Below are 16799 nucleotides of genomic sequence, written 5' to 3' on the forward strand. Positions count from 1 at the left end.
GGCTCGGCGCGACCGCTTCGCGCCACGTCCCTACCCCCTCCATGCCTCACGACAGGAAGGAGCGCCCCGTGTTCTGCGAGCACTGCGGCGACGTCGACGGCGAAGAGACCGGCATCGACCACGACGAACGTGACTGCCCCTGGTACGACACCGACAACGGCGCCGTGACCATCGACCCCGACCAGCTGACCATCACCCTCCAGACCGGCGCCGACGGCTCCCCGGCCCTGCGTGCCGCGGTCGGCCTCCTCATCGATCACGGCCTGTGGATCAAGCGCCTGGCGGAGCGGCCCGGACTGCTCCTGATCGACTACTCCGGGCCCGACCCCGAGCCGTACGGCGTCGACTGGCTCAAGGTCGTCGAAGCCCTGGCCGCGAAGGAACTGCCCGCCTCCAGCGGGGAACTGCGCATCCTGGCCCTCGCCGCATCGCTCGCCGACACCGCCGCCCGCATCCCGCTCGGCGACGCCGTCACCGGTCTCGACACCACCAACCTCGCCCTGGTCCTGAAGGCAATCGTTACGGCCAACGGCCGACCCGTGGCGGGGTGAGCGTCATGGCCTCGCGACTGCGCATCGACGCCGTGCTCGTTCAGGCGGTCATTGCCGGGGCGCTGTCCTTCGCCCACCTGCACGACCTCGCCGCCGCTGCCGGACAGGACGGCTGGAAAGCCTGGGCCTACCCGGTCTCAGTTGACCTGCTCCTGGTCGCTGCCTGGCGACGCCTGCGCACCGATGGACCGTCCCGGCTGGCCTGGTGCTGGTTCGTGATCGCGCTGGTGGCTTCCCTCGGCGCCAACGTCGCCACCGCCGGACTCCTCGACCTGGGCAACGTCCCCGCCTGGCTGCGGATTCTCGTCGCCGCCTGGCCCGCACTGGCCTTCATGGGCGGCACCCTCCTCGCCCACTCCACCGAAGACCGGGCGCCGGATCCGCCGGCACCCGCGCTCCACCTCGACCCCGACCCCGAACCGGTCACCGAAGCAGCGGAGTTGGACGCCTCCGCCTCCCTGCCGCCTGCGGTCGAGGAAACTCCGGCCCTTCCCGCACCTGAGCCCGTCCCGTCTCCGCCCGCGGTTCCCGCTCCACCGGTTCCGGCCGCGCTGGTCGACCACGCCCGCAAGGTCGCCGACGACCACCAGGCCCGGACCGGATCCCCGATCGACAGCGACACCCTGCGCGCCCGCCTCGGCGTCCCGCCGCAGCTGGCCGACGCCATCGCCGCCCAACTCGCCTGACCCGAAGGGAGAACCACCGACATGCCTGCCCGCGACCACTTCCACTCCGTCATGCGGATCGGCCCCGTGCAGATCGGCACCCACCGCGACCGCAACGGCCACACCAAGCACGCCGCCGTGTGCACCAACGACCGCTGCGGCTGGTCCGCCGACTACTCCAGCCAGAGCGCCGCCCAGCTCGCCGCCCGCACCCACCGCTGCACCGCCCGCTAGGAGGCCACCACCCGTGGACGTCCCCCTCTGGTTCGCCCTCGCCGCCATCGGCTACCTCGGCATCAAGCTCATCCGCCCGCCGCTCTGGCTGGTCCTGGTGCTCCTCCTGGGCGGCTACCTCATCGCAGACAGCCTCCTCGCCCCCGTCATCGACACCGCCATCAAGTAACCCGCCCGCGAAAGGAGCTCCGCCATGTTCCGCCCGAAGATCCCGACCATGCCCCAGCCGACCGGCCTGATCACTCCGCCCGCCGTCGTCGAGCCGACCGCCGTGATCCAGCACCAGCCGACCACCACCCCCGCACCGGTCACCCCTGCTGCGGTGTCGGCTCGGCCTACTGTCCAGCTCACCCCGGGCGCCGTCGTTGCCCTGGTCGGTGGTGGCACGGCCGTGGTCCTGGTGGTCGGCGCCGTTCTGGTCTCGATGCTCCTCGCGGTCGCCATCACCGGCGCCTCGGTCGCCGTCTGCGCCCTGGTCATCCGCTCGCTCATCAACAGCGAAGCCAAGCGGTACTGACCGGCCCCCGGGCGGCCTCAACCGCCAAGTCTCCGCCGCCCGGGAGCCCTGCCCCTGCCGAACCCGAAGAGCCGGAAGGAACCCCCAGCATGACGCACCGCATCTGCCCCAACTGCGACGGACACGCCTCCGTCGCCATCACCCTCGGCGGCCGCGACGCCCGCGGCCACCTGCGCACCATCACCGCGCACTGCCCGGCCTGCCACGGCACCGGCACCGCTCGCACCCGCAGCACTCGGGAGGGCGCCCGTGCCTGACCTGCTGCTCGACCCGACCACCCTCGGCGATCTGCTGAGGGTGGCTTCGGCCTCTGACTACGACCGCTGGCACGAACAGATCCGCCGCACCGGCGGCTGCGCCGACCCCATCCACCTCACCGGCTGGACGATCGCCAAAGACAAGGTCACCGGCGAGACGCTGCACCACTACTCCACCGAGAACGAGCCGGGTGGACGCCTCCGTCTCGCCTGCGGAAACCGCCGTGCCTCCCGCTGCCCGTCCTGCGCCTGGACCTACGCGGGCGACACCTACCACCTCATTCGGGCGGGCCTCGCTGGAGACGACCGTCGTGACATCCCTGCCACCGTCCGCGACCACCCGCGCGTCTTCGCCACCCTCACAGCCCCCTCCTTCGGCCCGGTCCACAACCGACCCGACTATGGCACCTGCCGCTGCGGCACCCACCACACCGCCGACGATCCCGCCCTCGGTACCGCCCTCGACCCGGCCACCTACGACTACGCAGGCGCCGTCCTCTTCAATAACCACGCGGGCAACCTGTGGCAGCGCTTCACCACGCGTCTGCGCCGCGAGATCGCCGCGCGCGCTGGGCTCACCCGCAGCGAACTGCCAAACCACGTAACGGTCTCGTACGGCAAGGTCGCCGAGTTCCAAAAGCGCGGCGCCCTGCACTTCCACGCCGTGATCCGCATCGACGGCCCCGAAGGCCCCGACACCCCGCCGCCGTCCTGGGCGACAGTCGACCTCCTCACCGGCGCCACCCGCGCCGCCGCCGCGCACTCCTACACCTCGGTCTCGGTCCCCGCCGTCGAAGACCAACCCGCCCGCACCTTCCGCTGGGGTAAACAGCTCGACGTACGCCCGGTCAAGGCCTTCGGTGACGGCTCCGACATCACCGAACAGGCCGTTGCCTCCTACGTCGCTAAGTACGCCACCAAGGCGGCCGAGAACACGGGCACCCTCGACCGCCGCATCGGCGAACTCTCCGAACTCGACCGCCACCAGGTCCCCGACCACACCCGCCGCCTCATCAAGGCCTGCAAGGAACTCGACCCCCTGTACCCGGACCGGCGGCTCTGGGCCTGGGCTCACATGCTCGGCTTCCGCGGCCACTTCTCCTCCAAGTCCCGCCGCTACTCCACCACCCTCGGCGCCCTCCGCCAGACACGTGCCGACTACCGCGCCGCCCAGGAACGCCAAGCCCTCGCCCTGGACGACCGCGAGCCGGACACCGTCCTCGTCCTCGCCGACTGGCAGTACGCCGGACACGGCCACACCCCCGGCGAATCCGCCCTCGCCGCCACCATCGCCCGAGACCTCCGGCTCAACCGCGAAACCGCCCGCGAAGCCATACGCGACCAGCTCGCCGACGAAAGGGAGTGCTGACCTTGGCCTCAGAGCTGCCGCACCGGTTCCTCACTCCTGAGGACTTGGTCGAGATGTTCGAACTGCCCAGCGTCGAGACCGTCTACCAGTGGCGCCGCAAGCGCACCGGCCCCCGCGGCTTCCGAGTCGGCCGGCACCTTCGCTTCGACCCGAGCGACATACGGGCCTGGGTGGATTCTCAGCTTGGGGAGGCTGCCTGATGGCTGGCCACATCCAAGACCGCTGGTACAAGACCGAGCCCGGTCCGGACGGCAAGCCGGTAAAGGCCAAGACCGACCGCTACGGCAACGGGCTCCGTTACCGGGCCCGGTACGTCGGACCTGACGGCACCGAAAAGAGCAAGTCCTTCCCGGACCGGCAGAAGCGACGTGCCGAAGAGTGGTTGGCCGAGACTGCTGCCGACATGTCCCGTGGTCAGTACGTCGACCCCAAGGCTGCCCGTACGACCTTCCAGCAGTACGCGGAACGCTGGCTCGCTGGGCAGACGACCGACCTGAACACACGCATCGGAGCGGAGACCCGTCTTCGGCTGCACGCCTTCCCTCGCATCGGGGCGCGTCCGCTCGGGTCCTTCCGCCCGGTCCACATCCGCGAGTTCGTGCGCGACCTGGAGAACGACTCGATAGGTGGCGCCTACGCCCGCAACATCTACGCCAACGTCCGCGCGGTGCTCTCGGCCGCCGTGGATGACGGCCACCTCGCCCGGAACCCATGCTCGGCCGCGTCCGTCCGCCCGCCCGCCGTCTCGGCCACCCGGGTCGTGCCCTGGCTCCCGTCCCAGGTGCGTGCGGTCCGCGACGCTCTGCCCGAGCGCTACCAAGCCATGGTCGACGTGGGCAGCGGCTGCGGCCTCCGACAGGGCGAGATCATCGGCCTGGCCGAAGACACCTTGCAGCTCGGCGGCGACACCCTTCGGGTCACCACTCAGATCAAGCTGATCCGGGGCGTCGCCGTCTTCGCTCCGCCCAAGGGCAACAAGGAGCGTGACGTACCGCTGCCGTCCTCGATCGCCTCCGCCTTGCGGCAGCACATGAAGAACCATCCGCCCGTGGCAATCAAGCTGCCGTGGATGCGACCGGACGGCCCGCTCACCGAACGGCGTCTGATCTTCACCAACACAGCCGACGGGGTCGTCTGGCGCAGCAACTTCAACGTCTACGAGTGGAAGCGCGCTCTTGCGGCCGCCGGCCTCATTCCGACTCCCGAATCCGGCAAGCCGTACGCCTCCGCCCGGCACCACGGGATGCACGCCCTGCGCCACTTCTACGCCTCGGTCCTCCTGGACGCGGGCGAGAGCATCAAGGCCGTGAGCGAATACCTCGGGCACTCCGATCCGGCGATGACGCTGCGGGTGTACGCCCACCTGATGCCGAGCAGCAGTGAGCGTGCCCGCCGGGCCCTGGATGGTGTCTTCGACACGGCCCAGGAGCCCTGACGGCCCAGGGACGGCCCACCGGGCATAAGACAGCCCCCTACTGGCGACAACATCGCTGGTGGGGGGCTTCTTCGTGCCCGGAGCACATCAGTTCTCCGGGTGCAGGCATAACCCTCCCAGTGTCGCAGATCAACTGGAGTGACCCGAGCCGGGCAGAAGGTCAGAGGATCCCGCCGACCACGCCCACGATCCACGCGCCGTAGTTCTTCCAGTGGTGGGACATACGGCAGTACAGTCGCGGCCTGCGCCGCCCCGCCTGGTCGATGAGCGTTTCGCACCACCGACAGGGCAGATCACCGTGATACCTGCCGCGGGTCGGTGCTCCCGTCGGCGACCGACGCTCCCACCCGTGCCTTCCCACGCGGACTCCGTCGACTCGCACCCGGCCACCCGACGGGCCACGGCAGTGGGCCCCCGCCCAGGCGAACCGGACGGGGGCCCACGACAACGTCAACGCGTCCGTCAGCCGGAACCCACGAACAGCACCAGCAGCAGCCACACCACCGGCGCGGTCGGCAGCAGGGAGTCCAGGCGGTCCATGATGCCGCCGTGGCCCGGCAGCAGCGTGCCCATGTCCTTGATGCCGAGGTCCCGCTTGATCATGGACTCACCGAGATCGCCCAGCGTGGCGCTGGCCGCGACGGCGAGGCCGAGGAGCAGTCCCTGCCACCAGGCCCCGTCGTCGATGACGAACTCCATGAGCAGGGCCCCCGCGACCATGGCGAAGGCGATCGCGCCGAGCAGCCCCTCACGGGTCTTGCCGGGGCTGATGCGCGGCGCGAGCTTGTGGCTGCCGAAGCGCCAGCCGACGGCGTACGCGCCCGTGTCGCTGACCACGGTCAGCAACAGGAACACCAGGACCCGCTGCGGCCCGTCGTCAGCGGTGAGCATGAGCGCGACGAACGTGGCCAGGAACGGCACGTAGAAGGCCGCGAAGACCCCGGCCGTGACGTCCTTGAGGTAGTTCTCCGGCGGTTCGGTCATCCGCCAGACGAGGACGGCGAGCGCGGTGAGCGCCATGGCCACCCAGGCACCCTCGGGCCCGCGTACGTATCCGGCGACGACCATGGCGGCCCCGCCGACCGCGAGCGGCACGAGGGGTGCCTTGATGCCCTTGCGTTCCTGCAGACGCGAGGTGAGCTCCCACAGTCCCACCACCACGGCGACCGCTATCACGCCGACGAAGGCCGCCTTGACGATGAACAACGAGGCGACGATGACCACGCCGAGCCCGACGCCGACACCTATGGCGGCGCCGAGGTCACGGCCCGCGCTCTTCTTCGGCGGGGCGGGCTGGGGGGCGTCGGGCATGGGCTCCGGCTTCTGCGGCGCCTCCCCGTAGGGGTGCGCCGACGGCGTCTCGTCGCGGAACAGGGGGCCGGCCTGCCGAGCGGCCCCCCGATCGTCGTCCTGGTTCCCGCCATGCGCGGGTACGTCGGGCACGATGGGCATGGGGCGAGTCTGCTGGGCCTCAGGCGCATCGTACGTGGGACCCGCCGGGGCGTGCCCCTGGACAGGTCCCCGGTCGGTCGGCGCCCAGTACCCGGCTTGTGACGGCGCCCCCCAGGAAGAGTCGTTCATCAGACCTCGAGGAGCTCCGCTTCCTTGTGCTTGAGCAGCTCGTCCACCTGAGCGACGTACTTCGCCGTGGTGTCGTCGAGCTCCTTCTCCGCACGACGGCCCTCGTCCTCGCCGACCTCGCCGTCCTTGACGAGCTTGTCGATCGCGTCCTTGGCCTTGCGGCGGACCGCGCGGATGGACACCTTGGAGTCCTCCGCCTTGCTCCTGGCGACCTTGATGTAGTCGCGGCGGCGCTCCTCCGTCAGCTCGGGGAACACCACCCGGATGATGTTGCCGTCGTTGCTCGGGTTGACGCCGAGGTCCGAGTCGCGGATCGCCTGCTCGATGTTGCGCAGGGCCGTCTTGTCGAACGGGGTCACCACGGCCATGCGCGGCTCCGGCACCGAGAACGAGGCCAGCTGGTTGATCGGCGTCAGCGCACCGTAGTAGTCGGCCACGATCTTGTTGAACATCGCCGGGTGCGCACGACCGGTGCGGATCGCGGCGAAGTCGTCCTTGGCGACGACGACGGCCTTCTCCATCTTCTCCTCGGCCTCGAGGAGGGTCTCTTCGATCACCACTTGCTCCTGCGTGTCTTGAGTGGGCCCGGCAGCTGTACTTGGTCAGGTCGGCGGCCGGCTGCGTCGCGTCTTGTTCCTGCACGGTTCCCGACCGGCAGGACATTGTCCATCCCCCCGGTCAGGCTCCGTCCCCCGGGCAGGGGAAGGACCCGGTCAGGCCCGGCTTCCCTGATCACCCACGAGAGTGCCGATCTTCTCACCCTTGACGGCCCGCGCGATATTGCCCGCCTTGAGAAGCTCGAACACGAGGATCGGGAGCTTGTTGTCACGGCAGAGCGTGATCGCGGTGGCGTCGGCGACCTTCAGCTCGCGGGTGATGACCTCGCCGTAGCCGAGGGAGTCGAACTTGACCGCGTCGGGGTTGGTCTTGGGGTCGGAGTCGTAGACCCCGTCCACGCCGTTCTTGCCCATCAGCAGCGCCTCGGCGTCGATCTCCAGGGCACGCTGGGCGGCGGTGGTGTCGGTGGAGAAGTACGGCATGCCCATACCGGCGCCGAAGATGACCACACGGCCCTTCTCCAGGTGACGCACGGCCCGCAGCGGAATGTACGGCTCGGCGACCTGGCCCATGGTGATGGCGGTCTGCACGCGGCTGTCGATGCCCTCCTTCTCCAGGAAGTCCTGGAGGGCGAGGCAGTTCATGACCGTGCCGAGCATGCCCATGTAGTCGGAACGGGCCCGGTCCATGCCGCGTTGCTGGAGTTCGGCGCCGCGGAAGAAGTTGCCGCCGCCGATGACGACCGCGATCTCTGCTCCGTCGCGTACGACGGCCGCGATCTCCCGGGCGATGGCGTGCACCACGTCCGGATCGACGCCCAGGCCACCGCCCCCGGAGAACGCCTCTCCGGACAGCTTCAGCATGAAGCGGCCGCGTTCCGCTTTGCTTTCGTCGCTCTTCTCGGGCTTGGTGGTCATGGAGATCTCGCCTCTTTACGTGTCGCACATACGAAGAAGGCCATTGCCGGTGGGGTGGTGTTCGCATCCCATGCGCGGCAATGGCCTCCTCGTCAGATCCGCTGTCGTCCGTCGCGCGTCACGCGCGCACGTGGCGTGCGTACGCGAACGACTGCACTCGACCCTATCGGGGCCGGGCGCCCGTCGCGTAACGGACTCAGATGCCGACCTTGATGCGCGTGAAGCGCTTCAGGGTGACACCGGCCTCGTCCAGGACCTTCTGGACGGACTTCTTGTTGTCCAGCGCGTACGGCTGGCCGAGCAGCGTGGCGTCCTTGAAGAAGCCGTTGAGGCGACCCTCGACGATCTTCGGCAGGGCGGCCTCGGGCTTGCCCTCGGCGCGGGTGGTCTCCTCGGCGACGCGGCGCTCGGACTCGACGACGTCGGCCGGCACGTCCTCCTTGGCGAGGTACTTCGGCGCGAAGGCGGCGATGTGCTGGGCGATGCCCTTGGCCACGTCGGCGTCGGCCTTGTCCAGCTCGACCAGGACACCGATCTGCGGGGGCAGGTCGGGCATGGTGCGGTGCATGTACGAGAAGACGAAACCGTCCGCGTACTGCGCGAAGCGGTCGAGGACGATCTTCTCGCCGAGGTTGGCGTTGGCCTCGTCGACGTACGCCTGGACGGTCTTGCCGGCCTCGATCTCGGAGGCGAGCAGGGCCTCCAGGTCGGCCGGGGAGGTCTTGGCGACGTGCTCGGCGATCGCGGCGGCGGCGGCCTGGAACCTCTCGCCCTTGGCGACGAAGTCCGTCTCGCACTTCAGCTCGACCAGGACACCGGAGGTGTTGTCGTCGGCGATGAGGGAGACCACGGCGCCGTTCTCGGCGGAGCGGCCCTCGCGCTTGGCGACGCCCTTCTGGCCCTTGATGCGCAGGGCCTCGACGGCCTTGTCCACGCTGCCCTCGGCCTCGTCCAGGGCCTTCTTGCAGTCCATCATGCCGGCGCCGGTGAGCTCACGGAGCTTCTTGACGTCGGCGGCGGTGTAGTTCGCCATGATCTGTGAATCTCTTCTCGGAGTTCGAAGTCTCGAAGTCGGCGTCCGCCGCCGCTCGTAGGGCGGGCGCCCGCCGAAGATCTACGGGCTGTGGGTGAACGGCGGGTGGCACGCTCGGCGCCACCCGCCGTCACCTCGACAGCTCTACGACCGTGAAGGTCAGGCCTGCTCGGCGTCCGCGGCCGGAGCCTCGGCAGCGGCCGGGGCCTCCTCGGCGGCGGGAGCCTCGGCAGCGGGAGCCTCGGCCGGAGCCTCAGCGGGGGCCTCGGCGGCAGCCGGAGCCTCGGCCTCAGCGGCGGCCGGAGCCTCGTCGGCCTTCTTCTCGCCCTCGAGCAGGTCGCGCTCCCACGCGGCCAGCGGCTCGCCGGCGGCCTTGTCGCCCTTGCCCTCGGTGGCGACACGCGAGCGGGAGATGAGGCCCTCGGCGACCGCGTCGGCGATCACACGGGTGAGCAGCGTGACGGAGCGGATCGCGTCGTCGTTGCCCGGGATCTTGTAGTCGACCTCGTCGGGGTCGCAGTTGGTGTCGAGGATGGCGACGACCGGGATGTTGAGCTTCCGGGCCTCACCGACCGCGATGTGCTCCTTCTTGGTGTCCACGATCCAGACGGCGCTGGGCACCTTCTGCATCTCGCGGATACCGCCGAGGGTCTTCTCCAGCTTGGCCTTCTCACGCGAGAGGACCAGGAGCTCCTTCTTGGTCAGACCCGAGGCCGCGACGTCCTCGAAGTCGATCTGCTCAAGCTCCTTGAGGCGCTGCAGACGCTTGTAGACGGTCGAGAAGTTGGTGAGCATGCCGCCCAGCCAGCGCTGGTTGACGTAGGGCATGCCGACGCGGGTGGCCTGCTCGGCGATGGCCTCCTGCGCCTGCTTCTTCGTGCCGACGAACATGACCGTGCCGCCGTGGGCGACGGTCTCCTTGACGAACTCGTAGGCGCGGTCGATGTACGACAGCGACTGGAGCAGGTCGATGATGTAGATGCCGTTGCGCTCGGTGAAGATGAAGCGCTTCATCTTCGGGTTCCAGCGACGGGTCTGGTGACCGAAGTGGACGCCGCTTTCCAGCAGCTCCCGCATCGTGACGACGGCCATGGCCGTTCTCCTTGATTTGCTCGGTTGTGCCGCGGGAACCGGACGGCTCCCGCGCCTGACGCCCGCGATGCGCCGTTGCCACGAAGGACCGAGGGGCGCTGATACGGACCGCAGACGGGCCTCGTACCGGGGCGTGCGAAGTCGACCCGGTGACCCGGATCGCCACCAGAAGTGTACGGGACCCACGGGGTCCCGGGTGACGCCGATATCCACAACCGGCGAGTACTCCACAGATCCCGGCCATGATCGCCCGCTTCACGGGACGCTTGCCCCATGTCTCACGAGATGTCCCACGAGCGAGCGACCCGACGACGCCCGAGGGTGTGGACGGCCCTGCTGTGTCTGGCGTCGACACTCCTGGTCACGGCCTGGACGGCGGCGCCGCGCGCGGCGCCGGGACCACCGACCCCCGCGGGGCCCGTCCCCGCCGTGGGAAGCTCCTGGCCCGTGGGCCTGCGCCCCCTGGTGGTCCGTGCCTGGGAGCCACCGCCCACCCCCTACGCCCGGGGCCACCGAGGCGTCGACCTGTCCGCCCCGGCCGGGTCCCCGGTCCGCGCGGTGGCAGCGGGCCGGGTCTCCTTCGCGGGCCGGGTGGCGGGCCGGGGAGTCGTCACGATCGAACTGACCGGCACCGGCGACCCACCCCTGCGCACGACCTACGAACCTGTCCTGACATCGGTGAGGAAGGGCGACGAGGTGACCGCGGGCGCCCTTCTGGGCACGCTGGAGGCAACTCCCTCCCACTGCCCGACAGCATGCCTCCACTGGGGCCTGCGCAGAGGGGAGACCTACCTGGACCCGCTGTCGTTGCTGCCGCCGTGGCTGCTGCGGAGGGGCCCCTCACGCCTGCTGCCGGTGCCCGCGTGATCGTGCCGCCGAAGCGTCGTGCCGCTTCCCCGGCTGCGGGCAGTCGTACCGCTGGAGCGGCACGAGTGGGCGCAGCCGGGGCCCGGCCGGCGCCGGTGAGCGAACCCCGTTCCCGCCCAGGTGCAGGAGTTGAGGCGCCGAGCCGCGAGGGCTGAGCCCCGGTGGCAGGCGCCCGAGCCGCGAGGGAACTCAGCCCCGCACACCCCGCAGAGCCATTCCCACGGCCGCCTCGGTGATCGCGGAGGGATCCTCGGCGGCCCCCAGCTCGATACGGCGCGCAGCCGCGTCCACGACCCCCTGCAAGAGCATGGCGGCCAATCGCGGCTCCCCATGCCCCAGCGCCGCGAGCGCCTCCACGATCATCGCGACGAGCCCGCCGTGCGCGGCCCGGATCTTCTCCCGCGCCCCGGCGTCCAGCTCACTCGCCGAGATCGCCACCACGGCCCGATGCCGTCGGTCCCCGACCAGCTCCAGCTGCTTGCGGACGTATGCCTCGACCTTGTCCTCGGGGCGCGCGACCGCGGCCATCGCCGCCTCGACCTCCGCCGCCCAGACGGGAAAGTCGACCTCGCACAGTTCCTCGACCACGGCGGCCCGCGACCGGAAGTACTCGTACACGGACGACCTCGCCAAGCCCGTGCGCTCGGCGAGCGCGGGGAACGTCAACGCCTCCGTCCCACCCTCGGACAGCAGGGACCGCGCCGCGTCCAGGAGGGCGGCTCGCTGCATCGACCGGTGCTCGGCCACGGAGGCCGCTCGAATCCTTGGCACGTCAACCACTCTACGGACGGACCGCCACCCACGGGAGTGCCTTCCCCCGGCCGGCCCCCTGCGGGAGCCCCGCCGACGCCACCGAAGCCCGGCCCTCGCACCACATCTCGCCAGGTCGGACCGGGGTCAACGGCCGAAACTCGCCAGCTTCGCCCGTAGCTGCAGCACCGACTTGGTGTGGATCTGGCTCACCCTGCTCTCGGTGACCCCCAGCACGTTCCCGATCTCCGCGAGCGTGAGCCCCTCGTAGTAGTACAGCGTGACGACGGTCTTCTCCCGCTCGGGCAGCGTGTTGATGGCCCGTGCCAGGAAGCGGCGCAGCTCCCGGTCCTCGGCGACCTCGACCGGGTTGTCCGCGGCGGTGTCCTCCAGGGTGTCCATCAGACTCAGCCGGTCACCGCCCTCGCCACCGACATGCAGCAGCTCCTCCAGCGCCACCACGTTGGCCAGCGACAACTGACTGAAGACCGAGTGGAGTTCCTCGACCGCGATACCCATTTCGGCGGCTACCTCGCCCTCACTCGGGGTGCGTCGCAGCCGCGACTCCAGGGTGGCGTAGGCCCGCTCCACGTTGCGTGCCTTCTGCCGCACCGACCGGGGGATCCAGTCCAGCGCGCGCAGCTCGTCGATCATGGCACCCCGGATCCGGGTGATCGCGTACGTCTCGAACTTGATCTCCCGGTCGATGTCGAACTTCTCGATCGCGTCGATGAGCCCGAAGACCCCGGAGGAGACGAAGTCGGCCTGCTCGACGTTGGCCGGCAGGCCGACGCTCACCCGGCCCGCGACGTACTTCACCAGCGGCGAGTAGTGCAGGATCAACTGCTCGCGCAGCCGTTCGTCGCCCGTCGTCTTGTACGTCCGCCACAGCTCGTCGAGTGTCGAGGGGGCGGGCGGGCGCACGGTGCCGCGAGCGGCGGAGGGTACCGCCGCCCGGTCAGACCCGGAGGTGTGCTGGGGCATTCGTCGCCTTGTGCCGTTCTGCCGTGAACTGGGGGTGCCTGGGTGAGCTGTCGGTCTGATGTCGAGTTGCCTGTCCTGAGACGGAATCCTCGTGAGCGTAGCGTGACTGGAGAGTCGCAGTGCGCGAAGGGCGGGGGATCGCCGGTGCGCAGATACGTTCCGCTGGACGCCCCGCGGAGTCACGGTGATCGCACTGCGTGACCGGGACGGGACGCCAACTGCCGGAAACCGCAAGGCTGTCGGCGTTCCCCCGGACGGCCGAACACGCTCGGTCAACTTCGCCTCCGATCCGACGAGACGGAGATCATCGCCTGGCGTGTCAACTTCCAGCCGTCGCCGTGTCGTTCGACGTATCCGAGTGCGCGCAGTTCGTACAGTCTCCCGACCGCGTCGTCGACGGTCGTGCCCGCGCCCCGGGCGACCTCGTCGGCGGCCGCGGTCCCCCGCCCGGGCAGCGCGGCGAGAACCTGTCGCGCTCCGGGTTCCAGCAGGTCACGGGGGAGTACGGGCCCCTGTCGGGCGGGCGCCAGCTCTCCCATGTCACCCACCAGCTCGACGACTTCGGCGGCGTCGGACACGAGCACGGCATCGCCCCGCAGCAGTTCGTGCACGCCTGCCGAGAGGGCCGAGGTCGCGGGCCCCGGCACACCCATCGTGAAGCGGCCCAGCCGCTGCGCCGCCCGCGCCGTGACCAGCGCGCCGCTGCGGTGGGCCGCCTCCACGACCACGGTCCCTCTGGTGAGCGCGGCGATCACCCGGTTCCGCAGGATGAACCGGCTCGGCGTCGGGTGCTCCCCCGGCGGCAACTCCCCCACCACCAGACCCTGTTCGGCGATCCTGCCGATCAACTGCACGTGCCCCCTGGGGTAGGGCCGGTCCACCCCGCACGCCAGCACGGCGACGGTCGCCCCACCGGCCCCGAGCACCCCACGGTGCGCGGCCCCGTCCACGCCGTACGCACCGCCGGACACGACCACCCACCCCCGCTCGGCCAGCCCCGCCCCGAGCGCGGCCGCCATGTGGGCCCCGTACTCCGTACAGGCCCGCGCCCCCACCACGGCCACGGACCGCAACGCCCACATCCGCACGTTGGCCCTCCCCCGCACCCACAACCCCACGGGCCGCCCGTCCCCGAGGTCATCGAGCTGCCCGGGCCACTCGGCATCCCCGGGTACGAGGAACCTGACTCCCGCTTCCCTCGCACGGGCCAGGTCCCCTTCGGGGTCGGCGCGGCCGGAGCGGGCGCACAGCCCCGCCCACCGCTTCTCCGAGGCCTCGGGCAGCGATCGCCCGCCCTCGCAAAGCCTCCGCACCAGTTCCCGGGCTCCGAACTCCCGCAGCCACCGCCCCCCGAGTTCGTCCCCGGGTTCGAAAACCCGGGCCAGGAAGGCCCGGTCGAGCCGCTCGGCATCCGGCGGGCCGCCGGTCATGGCTCACCCGCCGACGAGCCACAGGCCCCGCCGGGCCTCACGTCAACGCTCCGATCGCCATCGGCACCCCGCGCGGCACTCCGGTGCGCAGTTGCAGGGCCAGGTTGGCGTCCGTCGCGTCCGGTCGGTCGTGGCCGACGAGGTCGGCGATGGTCCAGGCGACCCGCAGCACCCGGTCCAGGCCGCGCGCGGTCAGCACTCCCCGCTCCAGGCAGCGCTCGGCCTCGTCCATCGCGCCCGGGGTCGCGTGCCACCGGCTGCGCAGTTCGCGCCCCGGTACCTCGCTGTTCGTCCGCCAGGGAGTGCCGAGCAGACGTGCGGCCGCCCGCTCCCTGGCCGAGCGCACCCGGTCGGCCACCGTCGCCGTGGACTCGCCCCGGGCCCCACGCCGGGTGAGTTCGGACCGGGTGATCCGGTCGACCTCGACCCGCAGGTCGACCCGGTCCAGCAGCGGCCCGGAGAGCCGCGCCTGATAGCGGCGGACCGACGCGGGCGGACACTCGCACAGGTCGTCCGTGCGCGAGAAGCGTCCACAGGGACAGGGATTCGCGGCGAGCACCATCAGGAACTTCGCCGGGAACCGCACCACACCCGCGCTGCGCGCGATCACGACGTGCCCGGCCTCCAGCGGCTGCCGCAGGGCGTCCAGGGCCTGACTGCCGAACTCGGGGGTCTCGTCGAGGAAGAGGACCCCACGGTGGGCGAGGGAGACCGCGCCCGGCCGTGCGACGCCCTGGCCGCCACCGACGAGGGCCTGCATCGTGGCCGAGTGGTGAGGGGCGCAGTAGGGCGCCACGTCGACCAGTGGTTTCCCCACCGGCAGCAGACCGGCGATCGAGTGGACCGCCGTGACCTCCAGCGACTCCTCCCTGGCCAGCTTCGGCAGAATGGCCGGCAGCCGCTCTGCCAGCATCGTCTTGCCCGCACCCGGCGGACCTTCCAGGAAGAGGTGGTGGCCGCCGGCCGCCGACACCTCCACGGCGGTCCGGGCCGCGAGTTGACCGACGACGTCGGCGAGGTCGTGGCCCAGGTCCTGCTGCGCGGCTCCCGTGGTGTGCATCCCGGTGGCCGCGCCCGTGCCCGGCAGCCGGAGTCCCGCCATGAGCGGGTCCGGGCGGCCCTCGTCGGGTTCCTCGTCCGGCACGGGTTCATCCGCGAGCACGGCGATCAGCTGCCGCAGGGTGCGCACGCCCAGAACCGAGACGCCGGGCACCAGCGAGGCCTCGGCGGCAGCGCACTCCGGCACCACCACCTGCTCGTATCCGGCCTCGGCGGCGGCCAGCACAGCGGGCAGGATGCCGCGTACCGGCCGGACCCGCCCGTCGAGTCCCAGCTCCCCGATCATGACGATGTCGGAGAGCACCCGCGGATCGATCCGCTCGCAGGCCCCCAGGACCGCGCAGGCGATCGCCAGGTCGAACCCGCTTCCGGCCTTGGGCACCGATGCGGGACTGAGCCCCACCGTCAGCTTCTTCTGCGGCCACTCGGCGCCCGAGTTGACCAACGCCGCCCTGACCCGGTCCTTGCTCTCCGTCAAGCTCTTGTCCGGCAGCCCCACCAGCGTGAAGGCCGCCACCCCCGGTTCCAGGTCGGCCTGGACCTCGACGACGACACCCTCGACGCCGACGAGGGCCACGGAGCACGTGCGGGCGAATCCCATCAGGCCACCCCCCGCACGTGTTCCACGACGGGGGCGCCGCGGTCGGGGAGGACGACGCCCACGATGTCGATGCGGACGCCGCCCGGTGGGCTCCCTCCGTGTTCCTGGAGCCAGCGTTCGGCGAGGCCGCGCAGTCGCTGGGCCTTGGTGGTCGTGACGGCCGCCATCGGATGTTCGAAGGGGCCGGCCCTGCGGGTCTTCACCTCGCAGACGACGAGCGCGTCCCCGTCGCGCGCCACGATGTCGATCTCGCCGGTCCTGCCGCTGCGCCAGTTGCGCTCCAGGACCGTCATACCGGCCTCGGCCAGCCGCCGCGCGGCCAGCTCCTCGCCGTATTTGCCGAGTGCACCTCGTGCCTTGCTCATGTCGGCACCACCTCCGGCGCCAACACTGAGGGCGACTCAGCCCACTATTGGATCTTGGTGGACAAGCAGCCGATTGTGGATAACTTCATCACCCACACGGATGACGACACGACGAGCACGGTCACCAGCCCGCAGCGCACCCACCTGTCCCCACCCACCCCGGACCGGCCTCAGCTGCCCGGCAACTCCAGATCGCTCTTGTTCAGCTCCTCGATGTTCACGTCCTTGAACGTGAGCACTCGCACCTGCTTCACGAACCGAGCCGGCCGATACATGTCCCACACCCAGGCGTCCGCCATCGACACCTCGAAGAACACCTCACCCTGGACCGAGTGCACCTGCATCTCATAGTCGTTGGTCAGGTAGAAACGCCGCTCGGTCTCGATCACGTATTTGAACAGACCGACGACATCGCGGTACTCCCGGTAGAGCTTCAGCTCCATCTCGGTCTCGTACTTCTCGAGGTCCTCGGCGCTCATGGCATGTTCCCCTTCAGCCGTGCGATCCCACCATTGTGCGCCAGTCCCGCGAGCC

At 70.6% G+C, this 16799-nt stretch carries 21 protein-coding genes; 10 read left to right on the top strand and 11 right to left on the bottom strand.

The window, feature by feature from the left end; genetic code table 11:
* Positions 1 to 68 precede the first annotated feature (68 nt).
* From AWZ10_RS05920 to AWZ10_RS05950, 9 genes are all read left to right on the top strand, one after another.
* Positions 69 to 551 (top strand): hypothetical protein, encoded by a 483-nt coding sequence (locus AWZ10_RS05920; RefSeq protein ID WP_060890610.1) that lies wholly within the window; start codon positions 69 to 71, stop codon positions 549 to 551.
* 5 nt (positions 552 to 556) lie between these two features.
* Positions 557 to 1237 (top strand): DUF2637 domain-containing protein, encoded by a 681-nt coding sequence (locus tag AWZ10_RS05925; RefSeq protein WP_060890611.1) that lies wholly within the window; start codon positions 557 to 559, stop codon positions 1235 to 1237.
* A 21-nt stretch (positions 1238 to 1258) separates the two neighbouring features.
* Positions 1259 to 1450, top strand: coding sequence for a mobile element transfer protein (locus AWZ10_RS05930; protein WP_060890612.1), 192 nt, complete (start codon positions 1259 to 1261; stop codon positions 1448 to 1450).
* A gap of 13 nt (positions 1451 to 1463) precedes the next feature.
* Positions 1464 to 1619, top strand: coding sequence for a hypothetical protein (locus tag AWZ10_RS49965; protein ID WP_107084496.1), 156 nt, complete (start codon positions 1464 to 1466; stop codon positions 1617 to 1619).
* A 24-nt stretch (positions 1620 to 1643) separates the two neighbouring features.
* Positions 1644 to 1967 (top strand): hypothetical protein, encoded by a 324-nt coding sequence (locus AWZ10_RS05935; RefSeq protein ID WP_060890613.1) that lies wholly within the window; start codon positions 1644 to 1646, stop codon positions 1965 to 1967.
* 89 nt (positions 1968 to 2056) lie between these two features.
* A complete protein-coding gene (locus AWZ10_RS49970) occupies positions 2057 to 2224 on the top strand; it encodes a hypothetical protein (RefSeq protein ID WP_107417389.1) in 168 nt (55 codons plus the stop codon).
* The gene (repSA, locus tag AWZ10_RS05940; protein WP_060890614.1) at positions 2217 to 3593 is read left to right on the top strand and encodes a replication initiator protein RepSA; all 1377 of its coding nucleotides are present in this window, start codon (positions 2217 to 2219) and stop codon (positions 3591 to 3593) included. Before AWZ10_RS49970 ends, repSA begins: the two co-directional genes overlap by 8 nt.
* A complete protein-coding gene (locus AWZ10_RS05945) occupies positions 3587 to 3793 on the top strand; it encodes a helix-turn-helix transcriptional regulator (RefSeq protein ID WP_060890615.1) in 207 nt (68 codons plus the stop codon). The genes repSA and AWZ10_RS05945 overlap by 7 nt, the downstream gene beginning before the upstream one ends.
* The gene (locus tag AWZ10_RS05950) at positions 3793 to 5028 is read left to right on the top strand and encodes a tyrosine-type recombinase/integrase (RefSeq protein WP_060890616.1); all 1236 of its coding nucleotides are present in this window, start codon (positions 3793 to 3795) and stop codon (positions 5026 to 5028) included. Before AWZ10_RS05945 ends, AWZ10_RS05950 begins: the two co-directional genes overlap by 1 nt.
* Positions 5029 to 5490: 462 nt before the next feature.
* On the opposite strand, the gene AWZ10_RS05955 is transcribed toward AWZ10_RS05950, so the two are convergent.
* The 5 genes from AWZ10_RS05955 to rpsB form a co-directional block, all read right to left on the bottom strand.
* Positions 5491 to 6609 carry a phosphatidate cytidylyltransferase gene (locus AWZ10_RS05955; RefSeq protein ID WP_107084511.1) on the bottom strand — a complete coding sequence of 373 codons (1119 nt, stop codon included), beginning with the start codon at positions 6607 to 6609 and terminating at the stop codon, positions 5491 to 5493.
* Positions 6609 to 7166, bottom strand: coding sequence for a ribosome recycling factor (gene frr / locus AWZ10_RS05960; protein WP_037696051.1), 558 nt, complete (start codon positions 7164 to 7166; stop codon positions 6609 to 6611). The genes AWZ10_RS05955 and frr overlap by 1 nt, the downstream gene beginning before the upstream one ends.
* 156 nt (positions 7167 to 7322) lie before the next feature.
* Positions 7323 to 8084, bottom strand: a complete 762-nt coding sequence (gene pyrH, locus AWZ10_RS05965) for a UMP kinase (protein ID WP_037696047.1) — start codon at positions 8082 to 8084, stop codon at positions 7323 to 7325.
* 196 nt (positions 8085 to 8280) lie between these two features.
* Positions 8281 to 9117: a translation elongation factor Ts gene (gene tsf, locus AWZ10_RS05970; RefSeq protein ID WP_037696045.1), complete on the bottom strand. Its 837-nt coding sequence runs from the start codon at positions 9115 to 9117 to the stop codon at positions 8281 to 8283.
* 159 nt (positions 9118 to 9276) lie between these two features.
* Positions 9277 to 10209: a 30S ribosomal protein S2 gene (gene rpsB / locus AWZ10_RS05975; RefSeq protein ID WP_060890617.1), complete on the bottom strand. Its 933-nt coding sequence runs from the start codon at positions 10207 to 10209 to the stop codon at positions 9277 to 9279.
* 273 nt (positions 10210 to 10482) lie between these two features.
* Between rpsB and AWZ10_RS05980 the strand changes: the two genes are divergently transcribed.
* Complete coding sequence (locus AWZ10_RS05980) at positions 10483 to 11076, top strand: murein hydrolase activator EnvC family protein (protein ID WP_046704978.1); 594 nt, start codon at positions 10483 to 10485, stop codon at positions 11074 to 11076.
* Positions 11077 to 11265: 189 nt separating this feature from the next.
* On the opposite strand, the gene AWZ10_RS05985 is transcribed toward AWZ10_RS05980, so the two are convergent.
* The 6 genes from AWZ10_RS05985 to AWZ10_RS06010 all read right to left on the bottom strand — a co-directional run bounded on the left by AWZ10_RS05985 (position 11266) and on the right by AWZ10_RS06010 (position 16744).
* Entirely contained in the window at positions 11266 to 11823 is a 558-nt protein-coding gene (locus AWZ10_RS05985; RefSeq protein WP_046704977.1) for a TetR/AcrR family transcriptional regulator, read from the bottom strand.
* A gap of 150 nt (positions 11824 to 11973) precedes the next feature.
* Positions 11974 to 12810: an RNA polymerase sigma factor WhiG gene (whiG, locus tag AWZ10_RS05990; protein WP_046704976.1), complete on the bottom strand. Its 837-nt coding sequence runs from the start codon at positions 12808 to 12810 to the stop codon at positions 11974 to 11976.
* A 272-nt stretch (positions 12811 to 13082) separates the two neighbouring features.
* Positions 13083 to 14240, bottom strand: coding sequence for a DNA-processing protein DprA (gene dprA / locus AWZ10_RS05995; protein WP_060890618.1), 1158 nt, complete (start codon positions 14238 to 14240; stop codon positions 13083 to 13085).
* Between the two features lie 37 nt (positions 14241 to 14277).
* On the bottom strand, positions 14278 to 15900 hold the full coding sequence (locus AWZ10_RS06000) for a YifB family Mg chelatase-like AAA ATPase (protein ID WP_046705190.1): 1623 nt from the start codon (positions 15898 to 15900) through the stop codon (positions 14278 to 14280).
* The gene (locus AWZ10_RS06005) at positions 15900 to 16265 is read right to left on the bottom strand and encodes a YraN family protein (RefSeq protein ID WP_046705189.1); all 366 of its coding nucleotides are present in this window, start codon (positions 16263 to 16265) and stop codon (positions 15900 to 15902) included. Before AWZ10_RS06005 ends, AWZ10_RS06000 begins: the two co-directional genes overlap by 1 nt.
* Before the next feature lie 170 nt (positions 16266 to 16435).
* Positions 16436 to 16744 carry a DUF2469 domain-containing protein gene (locus AWZ10_RS06010; protein ID WP_005311352.1) on the bottom strand — a complete coding sequence of 103 codons (309 nt, stop codon included), beginning with the start codon at positions 16742 to 16744 and terminating at the stop codon, positions 16436 to 16438.
* Positions 16745 to 16799: the final 55 nt, after the last annotated feature.

Origin of the sequence: Streptomyces europaeiscabiei (genome assembly GCF_001550375.1) — a bacterium.
Classification (GTDB): domain Bacteria; phylum Actinomycetota; class Actinomycetes; order Streptomycetales; family Streptomycetaceae; genus Streptomyces; species Streptomyces europaeiscabiei.

Excerpts from the sequence above, each read along its gene's own strand:
- pyrH (WP_037696047.1), bottom strand. The coding sequence starts at position 8,084 with ATGACCACCAAGCCCGAGAAGAGCGACGAAAGCAAAGCGGAACGCGGC.
- whiG (WP_046704976.1), bottom strand. The coding sequence starts at position 12,810 with ATGCCCCAGCACACCTCCGGGTCTGACCGGGCGGCGGTACCCTCCGCC.
- AWZ10_RS06005 (WP_046705189.1), bottom strand. The coding sequence starts at position 16,265 with ATGAGCAAGGCACGAGGTGCACTCGGCAAATACGGCGAGGAGCTGGCC.
- AWZ10_RS06010 (WP_005311352.1), bottom strand. The coding sequence starts at position 16,744 with ATGAGCGCCGAGGACCTCGAGAAGTACGAGACCGAGATGGAGCTGAAG.
- rpsB (WP_060890617.1), bottom strand. The coding sequence starts at position 10,209 with ATGGCCGTCGTCACGATGCGGGAGCTGCTGGAAAGCGGCGTCCACTTC.
- AWZ10_RS05925 (WP_060890611.1), top strand. The coding sequence starts at position 557 with ATGGCCTCGCGACTGCGCATCGACGCCGTGCTCGTTCAGGCGGTCATT.
- AWZ10_RS49970 (WP_107417389.1), top strand. The coding sequence starts at position 2,057 with ATGACGCACCGCATCTGCCCCAACTGCGACGGACACGCCTCCGTCGCC.
- AWZ10_RS06000 (WP_046705190.1), bottom strand. The coding sequence starts at position 15,900 with ATGGGATTCGCCCGCACGTGCTCCGTGGCCCTCGTCGGCGTCGAGGGT.
- tsf (WP_037696045.1), bottom strand. The coding sequence starts at position 9,117 with ATGGCGAACTACACCGCCGCCGACGTCAAGAAGCTCCGTGAGCTCACC.
- AWZ10_RS05980 (WP_046704978.1), top strand. The coding sequence starts at position 10,483 with ATGTCTCACGAGATGTCCCACGAGCGAGCGACCCGACGACGCCCGAGG.
- AWZ10_RS05955 (WP_107084511.1), bottom strand. The coding sequence starts at position 6,609 with ATGAACGACTCTTCCTGGGGGGCGCCGTCACAAGCCGGGTACTGGGCG.
- dprA (WP_060890618.1), bottom strand. The coding sequence starts at position 14,240 with ATGACCGGCGGCCCGCCGGATGCCGAGCGGCTCGACCGGGCCTTCCTG.
- AWZ10_RS05930 (WP_060890612.1), top strand. The coding sequence starts at position 1,259 with ATGCCTGCCCGCGACCACTTCCACTCCGTCATGCGGATCGGCCCCGTG.
- AWZ10_RS05935 (WP_060890613.1), top strand. The coding sequence starts at position 1,644 with ATGTTCCGCCCGAAGATCCCGACCATGCCCCAGCCGACCGGCCTGATC.
- AWZ10_RS05950 (WP_060890616.1), top strand. The coding sequence starts at position 3,793 with ATGGCTGGCCACATCCAAGACCGCTGGTACAAGACCGAGCCCGGTCCG.